The 16047-nt window shown below is 61.8% G+C and carries 19 protein-coding genes and 1 riboswitch; of the genes, 10 read left to right on the forward strand and 9 right to left on the reverse strand.

Translation table 11 applies throughout. The features are described 5' to 3' along the window. Positions 1-149: 149 nt before the first annotated feature. Positions 150-365, reverse strand: coding sequence for a BldC family transcriptional regulator (locus tag AC1Q61_RS28795; RefSeq protein WP_003945782.1), 216 nt, complete (start codon positions 363-365; stop codon positions 150-152). Between the two features lie 111 nt (positions 366-476). Here AC1Q61_RS28795 and AC1Q61_RS28800 point away from each other — a divergent pair, with 111 nt between their 5' ends. Further along, positions 477-884, forward strand: coding sequence for a RidA family protein (locus tag AC1Q61_RS28800; RefSeq protein ID WP_003945735.1), 408 nt, complete (start codon positions 477-479; stop codon positions 882-884). Between the two features lie 22 nt (positions 885-906). Here the strand turns inward: AC1Q61_RS28800 and AC1Q61_RS28805 are convergent, their stop codons facing one another. Next, positions 907-1176, reverse strand: a complete 270-nt coding sequence (locus tag AC1Q61_RS28805; RefSeq protein ID WP_003945929.1) for a DUF4235 domain-containing protein — start codon at positions 1174-1176, stop codon at positions 907-909. 187 nt (positions 1177-1363) lie between these two features. On the opposite strand from AC1Q61_RS28805, the gene AC1Q61_RS28810 reads away from it, so the two are divergent. Then, on the forward strand, positions 1364-1579 hold the full coding sequence (locus AC1Q61_RS28810) for a hypothetical protein (protein ID WP_003945874.1): 216 nt from the start codon (positions 1364-1366) through the stop codon (positions 1577-1579). Between the two features lie 7 nt (positions 1580-1586). Here AC1Q61_RS28810 and AC1Q61_RS28815 read toward each other — a convergent pair whose 3' ends face one another. The 4 genes from AC1Q61_RS28815 to AC1Q61_RS28830 all read right to left on the reverse strand — a co-directional run bounded on the left by AC1Q61_RS28815 (position 1587) and on the right by AC1Q61_RS28830 (position 4142). Beyond that, positions 1587-2744 (reverse strand): AI-2E family transporter, encoded by a 1158-nt coding sequence (locus AC1Q61_RS28815; protein ID WP_054827302.1) that lies wholly within the window; start codon positions 2742-2744, stop codon positions 1587-1589. 64 nt (positions 2745-2808) lie between these two features. Continuing rightward, positions 2809-3285, reverse strand: a complete 477-nt coding sequence (locus AC1Q61_RS28820) for a hypothetical protein (RefSeq protein ID WP_003945539.1) — start codon at positions 3283-3285, stop codon at positions 2809-2811. 135 nt (positions 3286-3420) lie between these two features. Then, a complete protein-coding gene (locus AC1Q61_RS28825) occupies positions 3421-3576 on the reverse strand; it encodes a DUF6131 family protein (RefSeq protein ID WP_003945564.1) in 156 nt (51 codons plus the stop codon). Positions 3577-3740: 164 nt separating this feature from the next. Beyond that, a complete protein-coding gene (locus AC1Q61_RS28830; RefSeq protein WP_054827323.1) occupies positions 3741-4142 on the reverse strand; it encodes a nuclear transport factor 2 family protein in 402 nt (133 codons plus the stop codon). 101 nt (positions 4143-4243) lie between these two features. On the opposite strand from AC1Q61_RS28830, the gene AC1Q61_RS28835 reads away from it, so the two are divergent. Continuing rightward, a complete protein-coding gene (locus AC1Q61_RS28835; protein WP_054827303.1) occupies positions 4244-5584 on the forward strand; it encodes a DUF1254 domain-containing protein in 1341 nt (446 codons plus the stop codon). 50 nt (positions 5585-5634) lie between these two features. Here the strand turns inward: AC1Q61_RS28835 and AC1Q61_RS28840 are convergent, their stop codons facing one another. Next, a complete protein-coding gene (locus AC1Q61_RS28840) occupies positions 5635-6426 on the reverse strand; it encodes an SDR family NAD(P)-dependent oxidoreductase (RefSeq protein WP_054187942.1) in 792 nt (263 codons plus the stop codon). A 166-nt stretch (positions 6427-6592) separates the two neighbouring features. Then, a complete protein-coding gene (locus AC1Q61_RS28845; protein ID WP_155419158.1) occupies positions 6593-6751 on the reverse strand; it encodes a hypothetical protein in 159 nt (52 codons plus the stop codon). Between the two features lie 156 nt (positions 6752-6907). Between AC1Q61_RS28845 and AC1Q61_RS28850 the strand changes: the two genes are divergently transcribed. The 5 genes from AC1Q61_RS28850 to AC1Q61_RS28870 all read left to right on the forward strand — a co-directional run bounded on the left by AC1Q61_RS28850 (position 6908) and on the right by AC1Q61_RS28870 (position 11619). Then, positions 6908-7765: a siderophore-interacting protein gene (locus AC1Q61_RS28850; protein ID WP_054827324.1), complete on the forward strand. Its 858-nt coding sequence runs from the start codon at positions 6908-6910 to the stop codon at positions 7763-7765. A gap of 41 nt (positions 7766-7806) precedes the next feature. Next, positions 7807-7987, forward strand: a riboswitch (cobalamin riboswitch). 58 nt (positions 7988-8045) lie between these two features. After that, positions 8046-9059, forward strand: coding sequence for an ABC transporter substrate-binding protein (locus tag AC1Q61_RS28855; RefSeq protein ID WP_054827305.1), 1014 nt, complete (start codon positions 8046-8048; stop codon positions 9057-9059). After that, positions 9060-9812: a class I SAM-dependent methyltransferase gene (locus tag AC1Q61_RS28860; RefSeq protein WP_492651309.1), complete on the forward strand. Its 753-nt coding sequence runs from the start codon at positions 9060-9062 to the stop codon at positions 9810-9812. Beyond that, positions 9809-10849, forward strand: a complete 1041-nt coding sequence (locus AC1Q61_RS28865; RefSeq protein ID WP_315872887.1) for a FecCD family ABC transporter permease — start codon at positions 9809-9811, stop codon at positions 10847-10849. Before AC1Q61_RS28860 ends, AC1Q61_RS28865 begins: the two co-directional genes overlap by 4 nt. Then, positions 10846-11619 (forward strand): ABC transporter ATP-binding protein, encoded by a 774-nt coding sequence (locus AC1Q61_RS28870; RefSeq protein ID WP_042452439.1) that lies wholly within the window; start codon positions 10846-10848, stop codon positions 11617-11619. Before AC1Q61_RS28865 ends, AC1Q61_RS28870 begins: the two co-directional genes overlap by 4 nt. Positions 11620-11634: 15 nt before the next feature. Here AC1Q61_RS28870 and AC1Q61_RS28875 read toward each other — a convergent pair whose 3' ends face one another. Beyond that, positions 11635-13995 carry an arylsulfatase gene (locus AC1Q61_RS28875; protein ID WP_007734692.1) on the reverse strand — a complete coding sequence of 787 codons (2361 nt, stop codon included), beginning with the start codon at positions 13993-13995 and terminating at the stop codon, positions 11635-11637. 177 nt (positions 13996-14172) lie between these two features. On the opposite strand from AC1Q61_RS28875, the gene AC1Q61_RS28880 reads away from it, so the two are divergent. Beyond that, the gene (locus AC1Q61_RS28880) at positions 14173-15150 is read left to right on the forward strand and encodes an HAD family hydrolase (RefSeq protein WP_492651310.1); all 978 of its coding nucleotides are present in this window, start codon (positions 14173-14175) and stop codon (positions 15148-15150) included. A gap of 12 nt (positions 15151-15162) precedes the next feature. Next, entirely contained in the window at positions 15163-16029 is an 867-nt protein-coding gene (locus tag AC1Q61_RS28885; protein ID WP_231783003.1) for a hypothetical protein, read from the forward strand. Positions 16030-16047: the final 18 nt, after the last annotated feature.

The raw sequence follows: 16047 nt of genomic DNA on the forward strand, positions 1-16047 counted from the left end.
GCGGCATCGGCGCAGCCGCACTCTGCGGCGGCGGCGGACAAGGCGACGCACTCATCGTCCGCGTCCCCAAGGCCTGATTACTTCCTGCTGACCAGACAGGTGGCCGAGCCCTCATCATGCTCGGCGACCTGTCTGTTTCGTGCCGGAGGTTATTGGTGATCGAGCGTCGTCGAGCGGTTACGCAGCAACGTCTCGATCTCCGATCGCCGGTACCTCCGATGCCCGCCAAGGGTTCTCAGAGTGCCGACTTTGCCCTCCCTCGCCCATCTGGACACCGTGGTCCTGTCGACGTGGAACAGTGCTGCAACCTGTTTGGTCGTCAGCCACTCGTCGACAGGTGCTGTGTGCTCTTCTTCTCGGCTCATTGGCAGTCATTCGTAGCTGCCGACTGAATGGATGGGTCCGACGATGAATTGGCAACCCCTGGCGTGCTGTGAAAGACTCGCTGCAAAACTTTACTATTCCTTGGGGAAATAATGTCGAAGTCGGTAACTCTGATCCGTTCCACGTCACTCTCTTCGGTGGCTGAATATGCCTATGCAGCAACGGCTCCCGCCGAGGCCCGACTGATCTTCCTGGCCGGATCTTGTCCTCTGAACGCGGACGGCTCTACTGCCGCCATCGGCGACTACGCAGGACAGGCAGCCAAGGCCGTCGACAACCTGAGAACAGCTCTCTCGGACGCGGGCGCGTCCATCACCGACGTGATCAACACCCGCGTTCTGGTGGCGTCGAGCAATCAAGCCGACCTGGTTGCGGCGTGGGAGGTAGTCCGCGACGCGTTCGGTGATCACGACGCCCCGAGCACTCTGATGGGTGTGACCGTTCTCGGTTACGACGATCAACTGGTCGAGATCGAGGCAATCGCGGCCGTCGTCGACTGAACTCGAACCGAACCGGGCGTTCCTACCGAGGATCTTCATGAGCAAGGGCCCGGTAGCCCTTTGCCCCCGCACGATCCACTGCGGCTCGCACAACAGCGAAGATGGCTCCCTGCAGGGCTGCGGCGATCAGGACTTCCTTGCTCGACCTGCTCAAGTCTTTGGGCTCGGGCGCATTCTTGTCGTCACCGATGCGCTTCCACACCTGCTGGAAGACAGCGCCGGCCAAGATGCCGCCCAGGACGCTGGTCGCCAGTGAGAGTGGCTTGTACATCGCTTTCGATACTGCGCTCATTGCGCGGATCCTCCGTGGTTCGATACGTACCGCCTGAGCGGCTGACCGACTCTCACTACCCAGCAGGCGAGGTATCGAAACATTGCACCGGCGAGGCACGAAGACGACTGTCGCACGTTGTGTTCCACGGGTTTGCCACTTCTCGAGCCGGGTAGGATCGTCTTAGCGAAAGAAGGTTGTGTAAGTCATGGAAAACTACAGAATCGAACTACCGGACGGTACAACGGTGATGGAAGATTTCGTCTCGGATCGCGCCGCAATCGCATACGCGGTCGATCTGAATCACGGTTGTAGCGAGAAAGTCTCGGTATTCCGTATCACCGCCGAGGGAGAAACCATCCCGACTCGGATGTGCCCCAAGCCGAATCCTGGTTCTCGGCGTCGCGCGCGAAGCGTCCGATAGAAGCCGGTCAAGAAGCGTCGAGGCGCGGGAAGAGCGTCTCCCTTGCAAGCAGCAGCAAGGCCGCAGCGACCGGAATCGCCAGCAACGCACCGACAATACCGAGCAACGCTCCGCCCAACAGGACCGCGACCACAGTCACCAACGCCGGGACCGCTACCGTCTTCCCGATGATCTTCGGAACGAGCAGGTAGTCCTCGAGCAGACGTAACGCGATGAAGAATGCAACTGTCGCCAATGCCGTTGGGACAGAGACTGTCAAGGAGACCAGGGCGACGACAACCCCTGCGATCGTGGAACCGACTATCGGGATCAGATCGAGCAGAGCGACCAGCAGCGCCAGGATCAACGGATACGGCACGTCGAAGATCAACAACCACGCGAAGGTGCACACTGCGGTGATCACGGAGATCAGAACATTGCCGAGGACGTATCCACCCACACCTGCCAGTATCTGATCACCGATGGCGATTGCTCGTGGCCGCCGCGAATGTGGCACCAGCCGATACAGATTCGTGCGGATTCGTGGGTAGTCGATCAAGAAGTACGTCGTCAGTACAGCAACGATTCCAGCGTCGGCGACTGCGCTGAACACCGCCCGCCCCGCTCCGAGCAAACCCGTCGCGAGCGCAGACCCCGAACCGTCCAGTTGGGTGGTGAGGTGCTCCTCGAGGTGATACTTCTCGTCGAGGTCGCTGACGATCGGATACCGGTCACGAATGTGTGTCAGAAGTTCGGGAGCGTGTGATGCGAACTGACGTCCCTGCTCGACCAGCGGAGTGATCGCAGCAACGAGAAACAGCGCGAGCATCACCGCAATTCCGAGGAGTACCACGGTGACCGCGATCCAGCGCCGGAAATGTCTCCGCTCCAGCCAGACGATCATCGGTTCGATGCCCACCGCGAGAAACAATGCGACCACGATCAGGATCAACATGCCCCGCGCCGCAAGCAGCACCTCGATCACCGCGTACGTCACGGCAACTCCGGCCGCGGCGCTCAGTCCGATGAAGAACGGTGAACGACGATCGAATCTCGGTCCGGGTTCGCCCAGCGGCCGGACGGGCGTCGCCAATGCTGCGGCTTCACGTTCGGCTTCCGCCATCGGATCTATCGGTTGAACTTCGCTTTCGGAATCCGGTGATGTGTCCGCGGAACTGGGATCCATCCAAGCCACCTCACGATCCGCGCGACTTCCCGGCTCGAGGGTGAGTACCCGTGCCGCAGTCGGATCAACCTCGAGGCTTCTCCGCTCCGCTCCGTGTCAGCGCGAGCCCGGTTCCCACAACACCGATGATCGACACGGCGATGGCGATGCTCGGCCAACCGTCGCTCTGCCAGTAGACGTCGTCGAGAGTGATCAGTAGTGCGGCTTCGTCGACAATGAGTCCGAGCGCAATACCCAAGGCGATGCCCATCCAGGTTCTTGCGCGAGGACTTCGGTCGACGAGTCCGAAGATCGCTACTCCCGCCAACAGGAGAATTCCCCACAGGTAGTGATGCAGATGAGTGCCACCGGCGCTGATGTCGCCGACATCCCTGGTATCGATCTGGATCAACCAGGTCACCAGACGTGCTCCGCCGAACGTCAACGTGAAGGCCACCCACGCCAACACCAAACCGCGGCGCGATTCGTCAACCTGATTCCATCTGCGAGGGAATCTGAATCGCTCGGCAGATTTCTCTTCGTCATGGTCTCGAGAAAGCATCCTTCATGTTTACCCGATGCCGCTCAGATCGATAATTTGGGGTAGAGAGACCGAAAACCAGTTGGAGCACAAAAAGCGGTACCCGATCTCCGAAGAGATCGGGTACCGCCTTCTCAGCTACTCGCGCAGTATTGATCAATACCAGACTTTTCGTCCGCCCACTGCGCGCCCGGTAGCACCGAGGATGGACAAAACTGCACCTACGACGACCAAGATGATGCCGACGGTGGTCAGAATGCTCAACCCCGTGAAAAAGCCGATCAACGCCAGAATAATGCCGAGAACAATCATGTGAGAACCTCATCCGGTATGCGTATCAAAATGATCTACTCAACTGACGCTACTACAGAAACTTCACAATCGATAAATCCGATAAATACATTCATAAATGCGAAACTCGTATTACTACCCAATAGTGTCACCGTTAAAACATCAGCCTTTCTCTTATCTCTACGTCATAGTTCCACGTCCTCGATCTTCGCCTCGACCGCCGGCGTGATGTGGCTCAACACGCAGCACCAACGACCGTCTCGCCGCGCGAACACGTCGGTGGTCCACTCGTCGGCGTCGTATTGTCTGCCGCCGTAGTGCGCGGTATTGACGATCCGCGTGGTGAACAGTGCGACGTCACCGAAGAAACGCACGCGAGCGCTCCCGACGCGGTCCATCGTCGAATGAGTCAGGTCGCCCGAGGCCACGAAACCCAGGAACTCCGCTTTGGTCGACACTCCGGATTCCGAGACGATCACCCAGTCGTCTGCCATGAAATCGCCGATCCGTTCGGCGTCGTTCGAGCACATCGCGACGTTCCACTCGTCTGCGACAGCGACCAATGCCGCACTCTCCTGATCCGACATGTCTTCTCCCTCTACCGTCGTCACCCTCGGCGGGTGATGCCCCGACGGCAGGGTTCCCGCAGGGTGGACTTCGAACCGACGTGCACGACGAGAGGGCAGAGATGACAGACACCAGTCGCACCGAGCTTGCAGCTCAGGCGTATATCTACGGATTTCCCCTCGTTTTCAATCTCGACCAGGTCCATCGGTATGTTCACAACGGTGTCGGAGCGAACCCCGCCGCACCTTTCAACACCTTCAGCCACGCCCGAACACTGGCCGGGCCGGCAGACACTTTCGTCACGATCAACAACGACACCGTGTATTCCATGGCGCAGATCGATCTCTCTGTCGGCCCCGTTGCGCTGCACGTCCCCGATACCGATGGCCGTTACTACGTCCTCCAGTTCGTGGACGCCTGGACAAACAATTTCGCTTACGTCGGGCATCGGGCCACCGGCACGAAGAGCGGAGACTTCCTTCTCGTCCCACCCACCTGGACGGGAACCCCGGCGGACCAGACCACGGTGATCAGATTTCCCACGAACATTGCGTCGATCGTGGGCCGGTGGGCATGCGGTGGCGACGACGACCTCCCTGCGGTGCACGCCTTGCAGGACGCCACCACGCTGACCGTCGTCGACTCCACCGGAAACTCGGCGGGTCTCCCAGTGCCCGAACCCGGGGTAAGCCAGGACCTCCTGTTCCTCGAGAAACTCCGCATCTGGTCACAGGCGTTTCCGCCGGCCCCGCGAGATCGAGAACTCCAGGATTCCTTCTCCCTGATCGGAATCACCGAGCACGGGGCCTCTCCCTACGTATCGCTGTCTGCCGACGAGGCAGCCGCGTTGGCTGACGGATTGACGATCGGTGAGAAGAACCTGCTCGAGGCCCTCACGAAAGGCTCCAGCCCCGAAGTCAACGGATGGAAGCTCACATTCCACGCCTTCGACTACAACCTCGACTACTTCGAGGTCGGCACAATCGACGATTCACAATTCAAGATCGCCGATCCCAAGTTGCGCATCGTCGAACGCGCCGCGGCTGCCAAGGGCGGGCTGTGGGGCAACCACCCTTACGAAGCGGCGTACATCATGACCTACGTCGACGATCAGGGCGAGCAGTTGAACGGAACCCACACCTACACAATAAGACTCGACCCCACTCCGCCGGTGAGCGCCTTCTGGTCGCTGACGATGTACTCGGTGCCGGACTTCTTCCTCGTGGCGAACCCCGTCGACCGATACTCGATCGGCGACCGCACTCCAGGAATCGTCCACGACGCCGACGGTGCGTTGACGATCACGATCAGCCACGAGGAGCCGAAAGATCCCACGGCGAAGGCAAACTGGCTGCCCGCACCGCGCGGGGATTTCCGACCGGTACTGAGAATGTACGAACCTTCGCCCGCCGTGCTCGATCAGTCCTACGTCGTCCCCGCCATCACTCGCTCGCAAGAATGACGGCTCGCGTCTGACGGCCTGCCTGTGCGGGCCGTCAGACGGACTCAGAATCAGGCGTGTGTGCCGCCGTCGACACGGATCTCCGTGCCCGTGATGAAGGCACCATCGTCGGATGCCAACATCGCGATAACTCCCGCAACACTTTCCGGCCCGGCCATGGGGGCACCACCGGACTCCAGATCAGTGCTCAGAATCGGTGACAACTTGCCGAAGAGCGACCAGTCGGTGTCTTCCGGCAAGTACGACGCCGTAGTGTCGGTGATCCCGCTCTTCACACTGCCCGGAGCCACCGCGACGGCACGCAGACCCTGCTTGCCGTATTCGAGAGCCAGTGCGTGAGTGAAGGACTGGATTCCTCCCTTACTTGCGGCGTACGCGGCCATGTACGGGTGCGCGAAGGCCGCGGAGGTGGAACTGAAATTCACCACGACTGCGTTGGCGGTGGCGAGGAGAGCCGGCAGTGCCTGGCGGGTGACGAGGAAAGTGCCCGTCAAATTCACGGAGAGCACCTGATTCCACAGGTCCAGCGAGGTCTCGTGGGTGTGCCCACCACGCAGTATCCCGGCGGCGTTGACCAGTACGTCCAATCCCCCGAGAGTCGAAATCGCCTGACCCACAACCTTGATGACGGAACTCTCGTCACCGATATCGACGACGACGGTGTCGAGGCGATCCTCCGTCGAAGCATGTTCTGCCGATTTCCGGGTGTTCGCCAAACCCTGCTCGGAGATGTCGGCAGCGACCACGCGGCCACCTTCGGCGAGCAACCGCAGCGCGGTGGCCTGCCCGATTCCAGATCCTGCGCCGGTGACGAGAATACGACGACCTTCGAAACGATTCATTGCTGTGTACCTTTCACGAAAACGAGTTGGCTGGCATTCCAGGCTCGGTGGCGCCGACACTCACAACTCACCCGCGAGAAACTTCAGGTACGGGAAATGCGCAGCACTGCAACAGGTGTGGCACTGCGAAATCTCGGCGAGGCAATGCTCGCCGAAGTGGCGAATGTCAGACGGATCCGGCCGGTGCGGCCAAGGCTCTTTCGATCCAGACAAGACCGGACGGGCGGCGGTCGATCGCCTTACGCCCACGTCGGAAAGTCGCTACGCCGAATCGGGCCGTGCGCAGTGCACGGCCGGAAGCGAGAGAACAGCGGCGTATGGACATCACAGGCACGGTAGCAGCGCCGGCACCACTCGCTCAACCGCGTCGTTTCGAGACCCGAATCATTCAGGTAATCAGATGTCACTTCTGGACAACTCGCTCGACTTAGGCAGCACTAACCTGGCGGCATCCCGAAAACCCGATCCAGGAGCACAGTCGATGACACATGCAGACGCCTCGCGCACAACAACTCCCCCGACGACCGTCCTAAGGACCGCTGACCACAATCGCGGACTCAACGACGTTCTCGCGATCGTCGAAGCGATGGAGCGACCGAGCGATCACCTGCTGCGGATCACGGCTCGTTTGACGGAGTCGACCGACGATCCGACCTGGTCACGCCCGAATGTGACCGTACGCATGAATCTCGGGCCGGCCTTCGACGACGCTTCGCGCGTGTACACGGTGCGTTCCTACGATTCAGCGAGCGGATCGATCGTCGTCGATGTGGTCCTGCACGGACAGACCAGTCCGATGATGAGGTGGGCAGCAACGTTGGCCGTCGGTGACACCTTCGGCCTCACCGGTCCGCGGCCACACTTCTTGATCCCTGATGTTCCTGGTCGACGTATCGCACTTTTTCTGGACGGCACCGCAATACCCGCATTGCACTCGATCATCGAGCAGTTACCTACCGACGTCGTCGGAATCGGCTGGGTCACAACAGATGACGAGGTCGCCTTCGCCGAACTGCCCGCCCTCCCCGGCCTGGAGCTTCACCGCGTGAGCGCAGATCCGGCCGAGCCCGACGGCCCACTGGCGGTACGAGCACGCGAGCTCGCCAATCCCGCGAGCTACGTCGTGTGGGGCGCCGGTGAACGCAACGAGATGCGCGCAATCCGGAAGCACTTTCGATCGACCGTCGGACTCGACAAAAACGACGTCGCGATATTCGGATATTGGAAGGAGGGCGTCAGCAACACCGAAATCGACCTCCGTCGACGCGAGAACTACGAGCGCATCCTCGCCGACGGCGGAACCCTCACCGACATCGACGACCTGGCCATCGAGATCTGATTGCCTCACACCAGCCGACCTGACCGGCGGTGCACTGCGGTGATAAGTTCCTCTGTGCCAGCGGACCTCCACACAGGGGGTCAGGGAATCCGGTGTGAATCCGGAACTGACGCGCAGCGGTGAGGGTGACCGCCCGGGCTTACGCCACTGGATGAGAATCTGGGAAGGCGCTCGGGTGGGGCGATCTCGAGTCCGAATACCGGCTGGCAGCAGGGGTCAACAGGCGCCTGTTCACACGGTAACGGGCTCCGCGAACGAGCCCCTGCGAGAACGAGATTCCATGCGTCTGTCCAGACTTCGCCTACCCGCCGCCGCCGTCGCTGCCCTGTTGAGCGCGTCGTTGGTTGCCTGCTCCTCCGACGACAGTGCTGCCCGACAATCCAACTCTTCCGAACAATCGCGCGTGACAGTCCAGAACTGTGGCCGAGACGTCACGGTGGAGCGACCGATCGAACGGGCAATCGCGGTAAATCAACCTGCAGCAGAGATGCTGTTCGCACTGGGAGTGCAGGACCGGATGGCCGGGTACGCCATGAGCGATGACGATGTCCTCCCAGAACTGCGCGAGGCGCGTGGTCAGGTCCAGGCGTTCGACACCGAGTTCCCGTCATTCGAAAGTGTCCTCGAACGCGAACCGGACATGGTCTACACGACGTTCAACTACACGTTCACCTCGGAGGGCATCGCCGACCGGATCAAGTTCACCGACCTCGGTGTCGCGACATATCAGTCACCCAGCGAGTGCACCGGTCAGGATGCCGAGCAGAGCAAGGCCCTCACGCTCGACGACTTGTACGACGAAATCGACGACGTGGCAACACTGTTCGATGTCAAGGACAAAGGTGTCGACCTCACCGAGAATTTGAAGGATCGCGCGGCCACCGCCACGGCGGCACTGGGAGCTGAGAACGTGACGCTGGCGTGGTGGTACGCAGCCACGAAGACTCCGTACTTCGCCGGGTGCTGCGGTGCACCGGGAATCATGACCGACGCGGTGGGTGCGAAGAACGCCTTCGACGACAACAAGCAGTACTGGCCCGAAATCGGTTGGGAGAGTGTCCTCGATCGAGACCCGACCGTGCTGGTGCTCGCAGATCTCGACCGCGGTGGAGACGGCGACAGTGCCGCAGACAAGATCGCGTTCCTCGAATCGGACCCGGTCGCCAGCAAGCTCACCGCAGTGAAGAACAAGCGTTACATCATCCTCGAAGGAACGACGATGGATCCCTCGATCCGCAATGTCGGTGGCATCGAACAGCTCTCCGACGGGCTGCGCCAGTTGGGTGTGGTCTAGATGTCCGCGGAGATCTGTGAACTGGTGCGTCGGTGGGACGACCAGCAGGCGGCATACATCGCCGACCGTGAGAAGCGCTTCGACGTGATTCTCGACGTCCTCGAATTGCAGCACGCGCACGCCCCGTTCACGGTTGTCGACCTGGCCTGCGGGCCGGGTTCACTGAGCGCCCGGATTCTCGAAAAGTTCGAGCATGCGAGCGTTGTGGGGATCGATTACGACCCGATGCTGCTGGAGCTCGCCCGCCAGTCGTCGACGCGTTTCGGTGACCGACTGCAGCTGATCGACGCAGACCTGGCGGGAGCCGATTGGCCGAATTCGGTGGCTGCGCCGGTTCAGGCGATAGTGTCGACAACCGCGCTGCACTGGTTGCAACCGCAGCAGCTCGTCGAGGTGTATCGGCAGTGCCGCGAACTGCTGAGCCCTGCCGGCGTTCTGCTCAATGGTGATCACTTTCGCTTCGACGGCCGATCCCCCGTCATAAGCCGATGGGCGAACGCTCACGACGAGCAGACGCAACGCTCCGCCTTTGCTGCGGGCGCTCCCGAGTGGGACAGCTGGTGGGACGAGCTGCGGGCCACTCACGGCATCGGACCAATGACCGACGAGCGAGAGCGCAGATTCGCCGGACGTGACGCCACCGCGCCCACAGCCGTCGACTTCCAGTTGGCGGCGCTCGCGCAAGCAGGTTTTCGGGAGTCGGGGACGGTCTGGCAACTGTTCGACGACTACGTGGTCTACGGCGTGAGATGACGACAAGAGTTCGGCTGCGTGACAACCCGACGACCGTCACCCTGCTGTGGGTGATCGGTGTTGTCACGCTGGCCGGATCAGCCGCCGTTGCCATCACGTTGGGGCCGGCCGGTCTGTCGGTCGGTGAGGTGGCTTCGATTGTCGTCGGCCATCTCGGCGGTACCGCGGCGGACGTCACCCCTATCCGTGACGGCATCGTGTGGGACCTCCGTCTGCCGCGCACCCTGCTCGCCGCGCTCTGCGGTGCCGGTCTCGGGCTGTGCGGTGCGATCATGCAATCGCTGCTTCGCAATCCGCTGGCCGATCCGTTTGTCCTCGGTATCTCGTCCGGCGCCTCGACCGGTGCCGTACTGATCGTGATCCTCGGAGTCGGGTCGGGACTGATCGGCCTGTCGAGCGGCGCCTTCATCGGCGCGGTGATCTCCTTCGCCCTTGTGCTGCTGCTCGCCCATGCGGCCGGCGGCACGCCGGACCGGGTGATCCTGGCCGGTGTCGCCGCGACCCAACTGTTCTCCGCGCTCACCTCGTTCATCGTCATCACCTCGGCCGATCCCGAGCAGACCCGCGGCGTGATGTTCTGGCTCCTGGGCTCACTCGGCGGCGCCGACTGGCTCGACGTCGCACTCTGCGCTGCGGTGGTCGCAGTCGGCCTCGTGGTCTGTCTGACTCACTCCCGCGCACTCGACGCCTTTGCCTTCGGCGAGGACGCGGCGTCGTCGCTGGGGGTGAACGTGTGGCGGGTGCGTGTGACCCTGTTGTTGGCAACAGCCTTGATGACCGCGGTGATCGTGAGCGTCGCAGGTGCCATCGGCTTCGTGGGCCTGGTCCTCCCGCACGCGGCGCGGGCTCTCGTCGGTTCGAACCACCGCCGACTCCTGCCCGCGTCCGCACTGATCGGCTCCATCTTCCTTGTCTGGGTCGACGCTGTGGCACGCACAGCCATTGCGCCGCAGGAACTCCCGGCCGGTGTGGTGACCGCGCTGGTCGGTGTGCCTGCGTTTGCCGTCATCCTCTGGAGACGGAAGGCCAGGCCATGACACTCGAAGCTACCGGCGTCAGTTGGCGGGTCGGCGGGGCGCTCATAGTCGACGACCTCGACGTCTCGCCTACAACCGGAAGTACGGTGGGGCTTCTCGGCCCCAACGGTTCGGGGAAATCGACGCTGCTGAAACTGCTTGCCGGGCACAATCGTCCGACATCCGGTGTCGTGACCCTGGACCGAACCCCGTTGTCCGACTGGAAACGCCGCGACATCGCGCGTCGGATCGCGACCGTTGATCAGCACAGCAACACCGAGATCGATCTGACGGTCGCGGAGGTAGTCGAACTCGGACGCACACCGCACCGCGGACTGTGGGGTGGGCAGTCGGATTCCGATCGCGACGCCGTCCGGGCAGCGATCGAACACACCGATCTCGCCGGCATGCTGGACCGGTCGTGGCACACCCTGTCCGGCGGGGAGCGCCAACGCGTCCAGATCGCGCGCGCCCTCGCTCAGGAACCTCACGAGTTGCTACTCGACGAGCCGACCAATCACCTGGACATCAACCATCAACTCGAATTGCTCGCGCTCGTGCGACGCCTCCCCACCACCACGATCATGGCATTGCACGATCTGAATCTGGCCGCCATGTTCTGCGATTCGATAGTGATGCTGAACCGGGGATCCATCGTTGCCCACGGAAGCCCGACCGAGGTCCTCACCGCTGACCTGATAGCCGAGGTCTACCAGGTCGACGCCGAGGTTCGCCTGGACGGTCCCGGCGGAGTACCTACCGTGCGATACCTTCCGCCCGGCTCGCACTAGACGCACTCGGAACTGTCATTCACGCGAGAGCATCGCCACTGCTTCGCGTTCGAGGTCGACGTACGGTTCACCACTGACGTCGATGGCCACCCGGTTGAGCGTTCCACCCGTGAACGCCCACGGTGACGTACCCGGGTAGTCGTCGGTTACGGGCTCCCCGCTGTCACGGCCTGCGTTGAGCCCTTCGCCGCCACCGATGCTGAACTTGCCTGGCTGAGTGCGGATTCTGCCCTCACCGACTTTCCGATCGCCGTAGTAGAGGCCGAGCACCCCGTGCGCAGTGCCCGGCGGATCCTCGCCTTCCTTCTCGAAAGTTGCTGCCAAGATTATATTTTCGCCGATCGGAAGGTCTTCGGTGGCATCGATCTTCTGCTGTTCACTGCCGAGGAAGTTGTACACGTAATGCAGGCGGTTGTCCTTGACGTACAGCGAATGACCACCGAACCTGCCGCCATGCGAGAAAAGCACACCGGTCGCACCTGGCTCGGCCAAATCGACAACTGCCCCGATCGAGAATGAACGATTACGAAGGTTGACAGCGACGGCTTCCGGTACCTCGGCTCCGCCCGGGCGGTAGACATACCGGTTTCGGGGCGGGGCCAACTGGGGGCGAGGCGTGGTGAGGAGTTCGACACCGGACCGATCGTCCAGTGGCAGAGCTTGATTGGCACCGGCCTCGTGGAACCACAACCCCACCAGCTCTGCCAGCCTGCCGGGTTCTTCATCCGCAAGGTTCCGGAGCTCGGCTCGGTCCAACTCTGTGTGGTAGAGCTCCCAGGTGTCTTCCGAGAAATGGCCCCACCCGCTCAGAGTCGGGTGCGTGGTGACGGCCTTCCAGCCGTCATGCCAAATTCCTCGTCCTCCGAGCATCGAATAGAACTGGGTGTGCTTGGCGGTGGGGATGTTGCCGGCATCGAAGCTGTACCGCATGCTCACGCCTTGAATCGGGTGCTGGGTGTACCCCTTCACCGTGTCAGGCAAGTCGACGCCGACGCAGTCGAGCAGAGTCGGGACGACGTCGATGGCGTGATGGTACTGATCTCGAATCTCGCCACGGGCATCGATGCCCTCCGGCCACGAGATGATGCATGGGTCGCAGGTTCCACCGTTGAACGAGTACCGCTTCCACATCTTGAAGGGCGTGTTGAACGCCATCGCCCACCCGTTGGGATAGTGGTTGTACGTCTCGGTGCTGCCCAGCTCGTCCAGCTTCGCCAGGTTCTCGGCTAGGTCGTCGGGTACGCCGTTCGCAATCTTGTTCTCGTTGACAGATCCGTCGGGTCCGCCCTCACCGCTGGCACCGTTGTCGGAGACCACCACGATGATCGTGTTGTCGAGCTGCTCGATTTCTTCGAGGTATCCGAGCAGGCGTCCGATCTGATCGTCACAGTGCGAGAGGAAGCCCGCGTACACCTCCGCCATCCGTGAGAACAGTCGCTGCTCGTCAGCGGAGAGAGTGTCCCAGGGGCGGGTGAAATCCAGCGGCGGGAACGGTTCGCCGTCGGGCCCGGTGCGGGTCTCAGGAGTGCCTATCGGGTTGAGTGAGGGCAGGGTCGTGTCTTTCGGGACAAGTCCCATTTCCTTCTGTCTGGCCAGAATCTCGTCCCGCATGGCTTCGTACCCTGCGTCGAACCTGCCTGCGTAGCGATCGGCCCATTCGCGGGGCGCGTGATGCGGAGCGTGTGCGCACCCGGGTGCGTAGTAGAGAAATACAGGCCGGTCCGGAGCTATCGACTTCACGTCACCGATGTATTCGAGCGCTCTATCGGTGATATCGACGCTGAAGTGATACCCCTCTTCGGGCGTCGACGGCTGTTCGACGGGGTGGTTGTCGTGGACGAGATCGGGATACCACTGATTGGTCTCGGCACCGAGAAAGCCGTAGAACCGCTCGAATCCGCGGCCGACCGGCCAATTCCGTTTCGTGGAAGCAAGATTCATCTCGTCTTCTGCGCACAGGTGCCATTTGCCGACCATCGCGGTGCTGAATCCCTGCTCGACCAGAACCTCGGCGAGCGTGGCACATTCGGGAGGGATGTGACCGTTTCCGCCGGGAAAACCGACCGCGCACTCGCTGATGCAGGCCATGCCGTTGGTCGTGTGGTTTCTCCCGGTGAGCAGACACGATCGCGTCGGGGAGCACAGCGCTGTGGTGTGCCACTGCCCGTACCGCAATCCGTTGCCCGCGATGCGGTCGATGTTGGGCGTCTCGATCGGTCCCCCGTAACAACCCAAGGCGCCGTATCCGACGTCGTCGAGAACGATGTAAAGAATATTCGGTGTGCCGGCGGCGGCCTTCGGCTGCTCGTACGGGCTCCAGTCGGGAATCGAATCGCGAATATCGAGGTTGACGACGCCTTTGAATGCGTTGGCCATGATCTGGCTCCTTGTAGGTCATCTGATTTCCAGCCTCTACGGCCGCATGGTGAATCGCATACCCCGATTGTGGTCACCGAACCGCTGTCGCCCGAAATGGGCGATGCCATTTTCGGCAGGAGATCCGAGTATGAGAGTGCCGGATTTGTCATCGACTCACTGGAAGCCAGGGACCACATGAGCAGTCAATTCGTTGAAGCCTCCACCTCCGACACCTCCGACCCGCTGCCGAGCTGGCAAGACGGCCCGCCGAAGCAGGCCGTCAGGCAATTCGTCGAACGCGCGACGACTGAGGGAAGTCCGGACGAAATCGCACCGGAAGACAGGATCGCAGCCTTCGACAACGACGGAACCCTGTGGTGTGAGAAGCCGATGCCGATCCAACTCGACTTCATCTTGCGCCGCCTCGTCGAGATGACCGCCCAGGATCCGTCTCTTCGCAACCGTCAACCGTGGCAGGCGGCGTTCGAAAAGGACTACGCCTGGTTGAACGAAGTGATCTCGAAGCACTATCGCGGCGACGACAGCGCACTGAAGGTGCTTGCGGCCGGCGTCCTGGCGGCATTCGCCGAAGTCACGGTCGAAGAATTCGAAACCCACGCCGATACCTACCTGCGCACTGCTTCGCATCCCACTCTCGGTCGAGAGTATCTGCACTGCAGCTATGCACCCATGGTGGAGTTGCTCGATTACCTTGCAGCCAAGGGATTCTCGAACTACATAGTCTCCGGCGGCGGACGTGACTTCATGCGTCCCATCAGCCAGGAGGTCTACGGCATCCCCCGAGATCGCGTCATCGGCAGCGGCGTGGCCTTGACGTGGAAGGACGGCGGGCACAGCGGCACAATTCTCCGTCAGCCCCAAACCGATGTCGTCGACGACGGGCCGGCCAAGCCCGTACAGATCTGGAACCGAATCGGCCGACGACCTGTCATCGCGGCCGGAAACAGCAACGGTGACCTACCTATGTTGAAGTTCGCCGAACACCCGAACGTTCCGGCACTTCGCCTTCTGGTGCTCCATGACGATCCGGAACGCGAGTTCGACTACGTGGACGGGGCCGAGCACGCACTCGACGTCTCGCGCGCAAACGGGTGGACGGTGGTGAGCATCAAGAACGACTGGAAGACAGTCTTCGAACGATTCGCCGAATGACAGTATTGATACGTGACCCTCGATGATGTCGCCGACGAACTCTACGGCCTCGACCCCGGCGAGTTCGTAGAGGCGCGTACAAAGCATGTGAAGGCTGCCCGGGACGACAACGACCGCGCACTGGCCGCAGAGATCGGAAAACTTCGGAAGCCGACCACCGTGGGGTGGTTGGTCAATCTCATCTCGCGCGATGCACCAGAGGATCTGGATGCACTTCTCGCGCTTGGCGAATCGCTACGCGACGCTCAACGCCATCTCTCGGGCCCGGACTTGCGACGGCTGACGACACAGAGGCAGCAGGTGGTGCGGAGTCTCGCCCACAAATCCGGTGAGATCGCCGCTTCGCGGGGAAAGAGCGTCGGCGAGGATTCGTTGCGCGATGTCGCGCAGACTCTCAATGCCGCCCTGGCCGATGAGGAGACTGCCGCGCAGGTTCGACTCGGACGGGTCGTGACCGCCGCGAGTTACAGCGGTTTCGGGCCGGCGGGACTTGCTGTAGTGGAGGAGGATTCTGCACAAGACGCCCCTGCGATCCCCACCGAAGAACACGCTCCGGCCAAGTCCACTGCTCCGGATCGCAAGGCCGAACAAGCCAAGGCGAAAGCAGAATTGAAGGAAGCCAGGGCAGGCGTCGAGAAGATCCGACGACGGGTCAAGGCCGAGACCGCCCAGTTCGAGGATGCCAGGTCAAAGCTGTCCGACCTCGACCGTCGCATCGAAGAACTCCGCGCCGATCTCGAACACGCAGAACAAGAACGACAGTTCGCCAAGAACACCGAGAAGGCTGCCCGCGTCGCAGTTCGAGAGTCTGAGGAGGAACTTCGCGAGGCCGAGTGGCGGGTCGACGAAGCAGAAGAGGCCCTCGACGAGATGGAATGAGTTGTACGTTCGGAGATC

The sequence above is a fragment of the Rhodococcus sp. MPR-R1B genome, assembly GCF_058793255.1.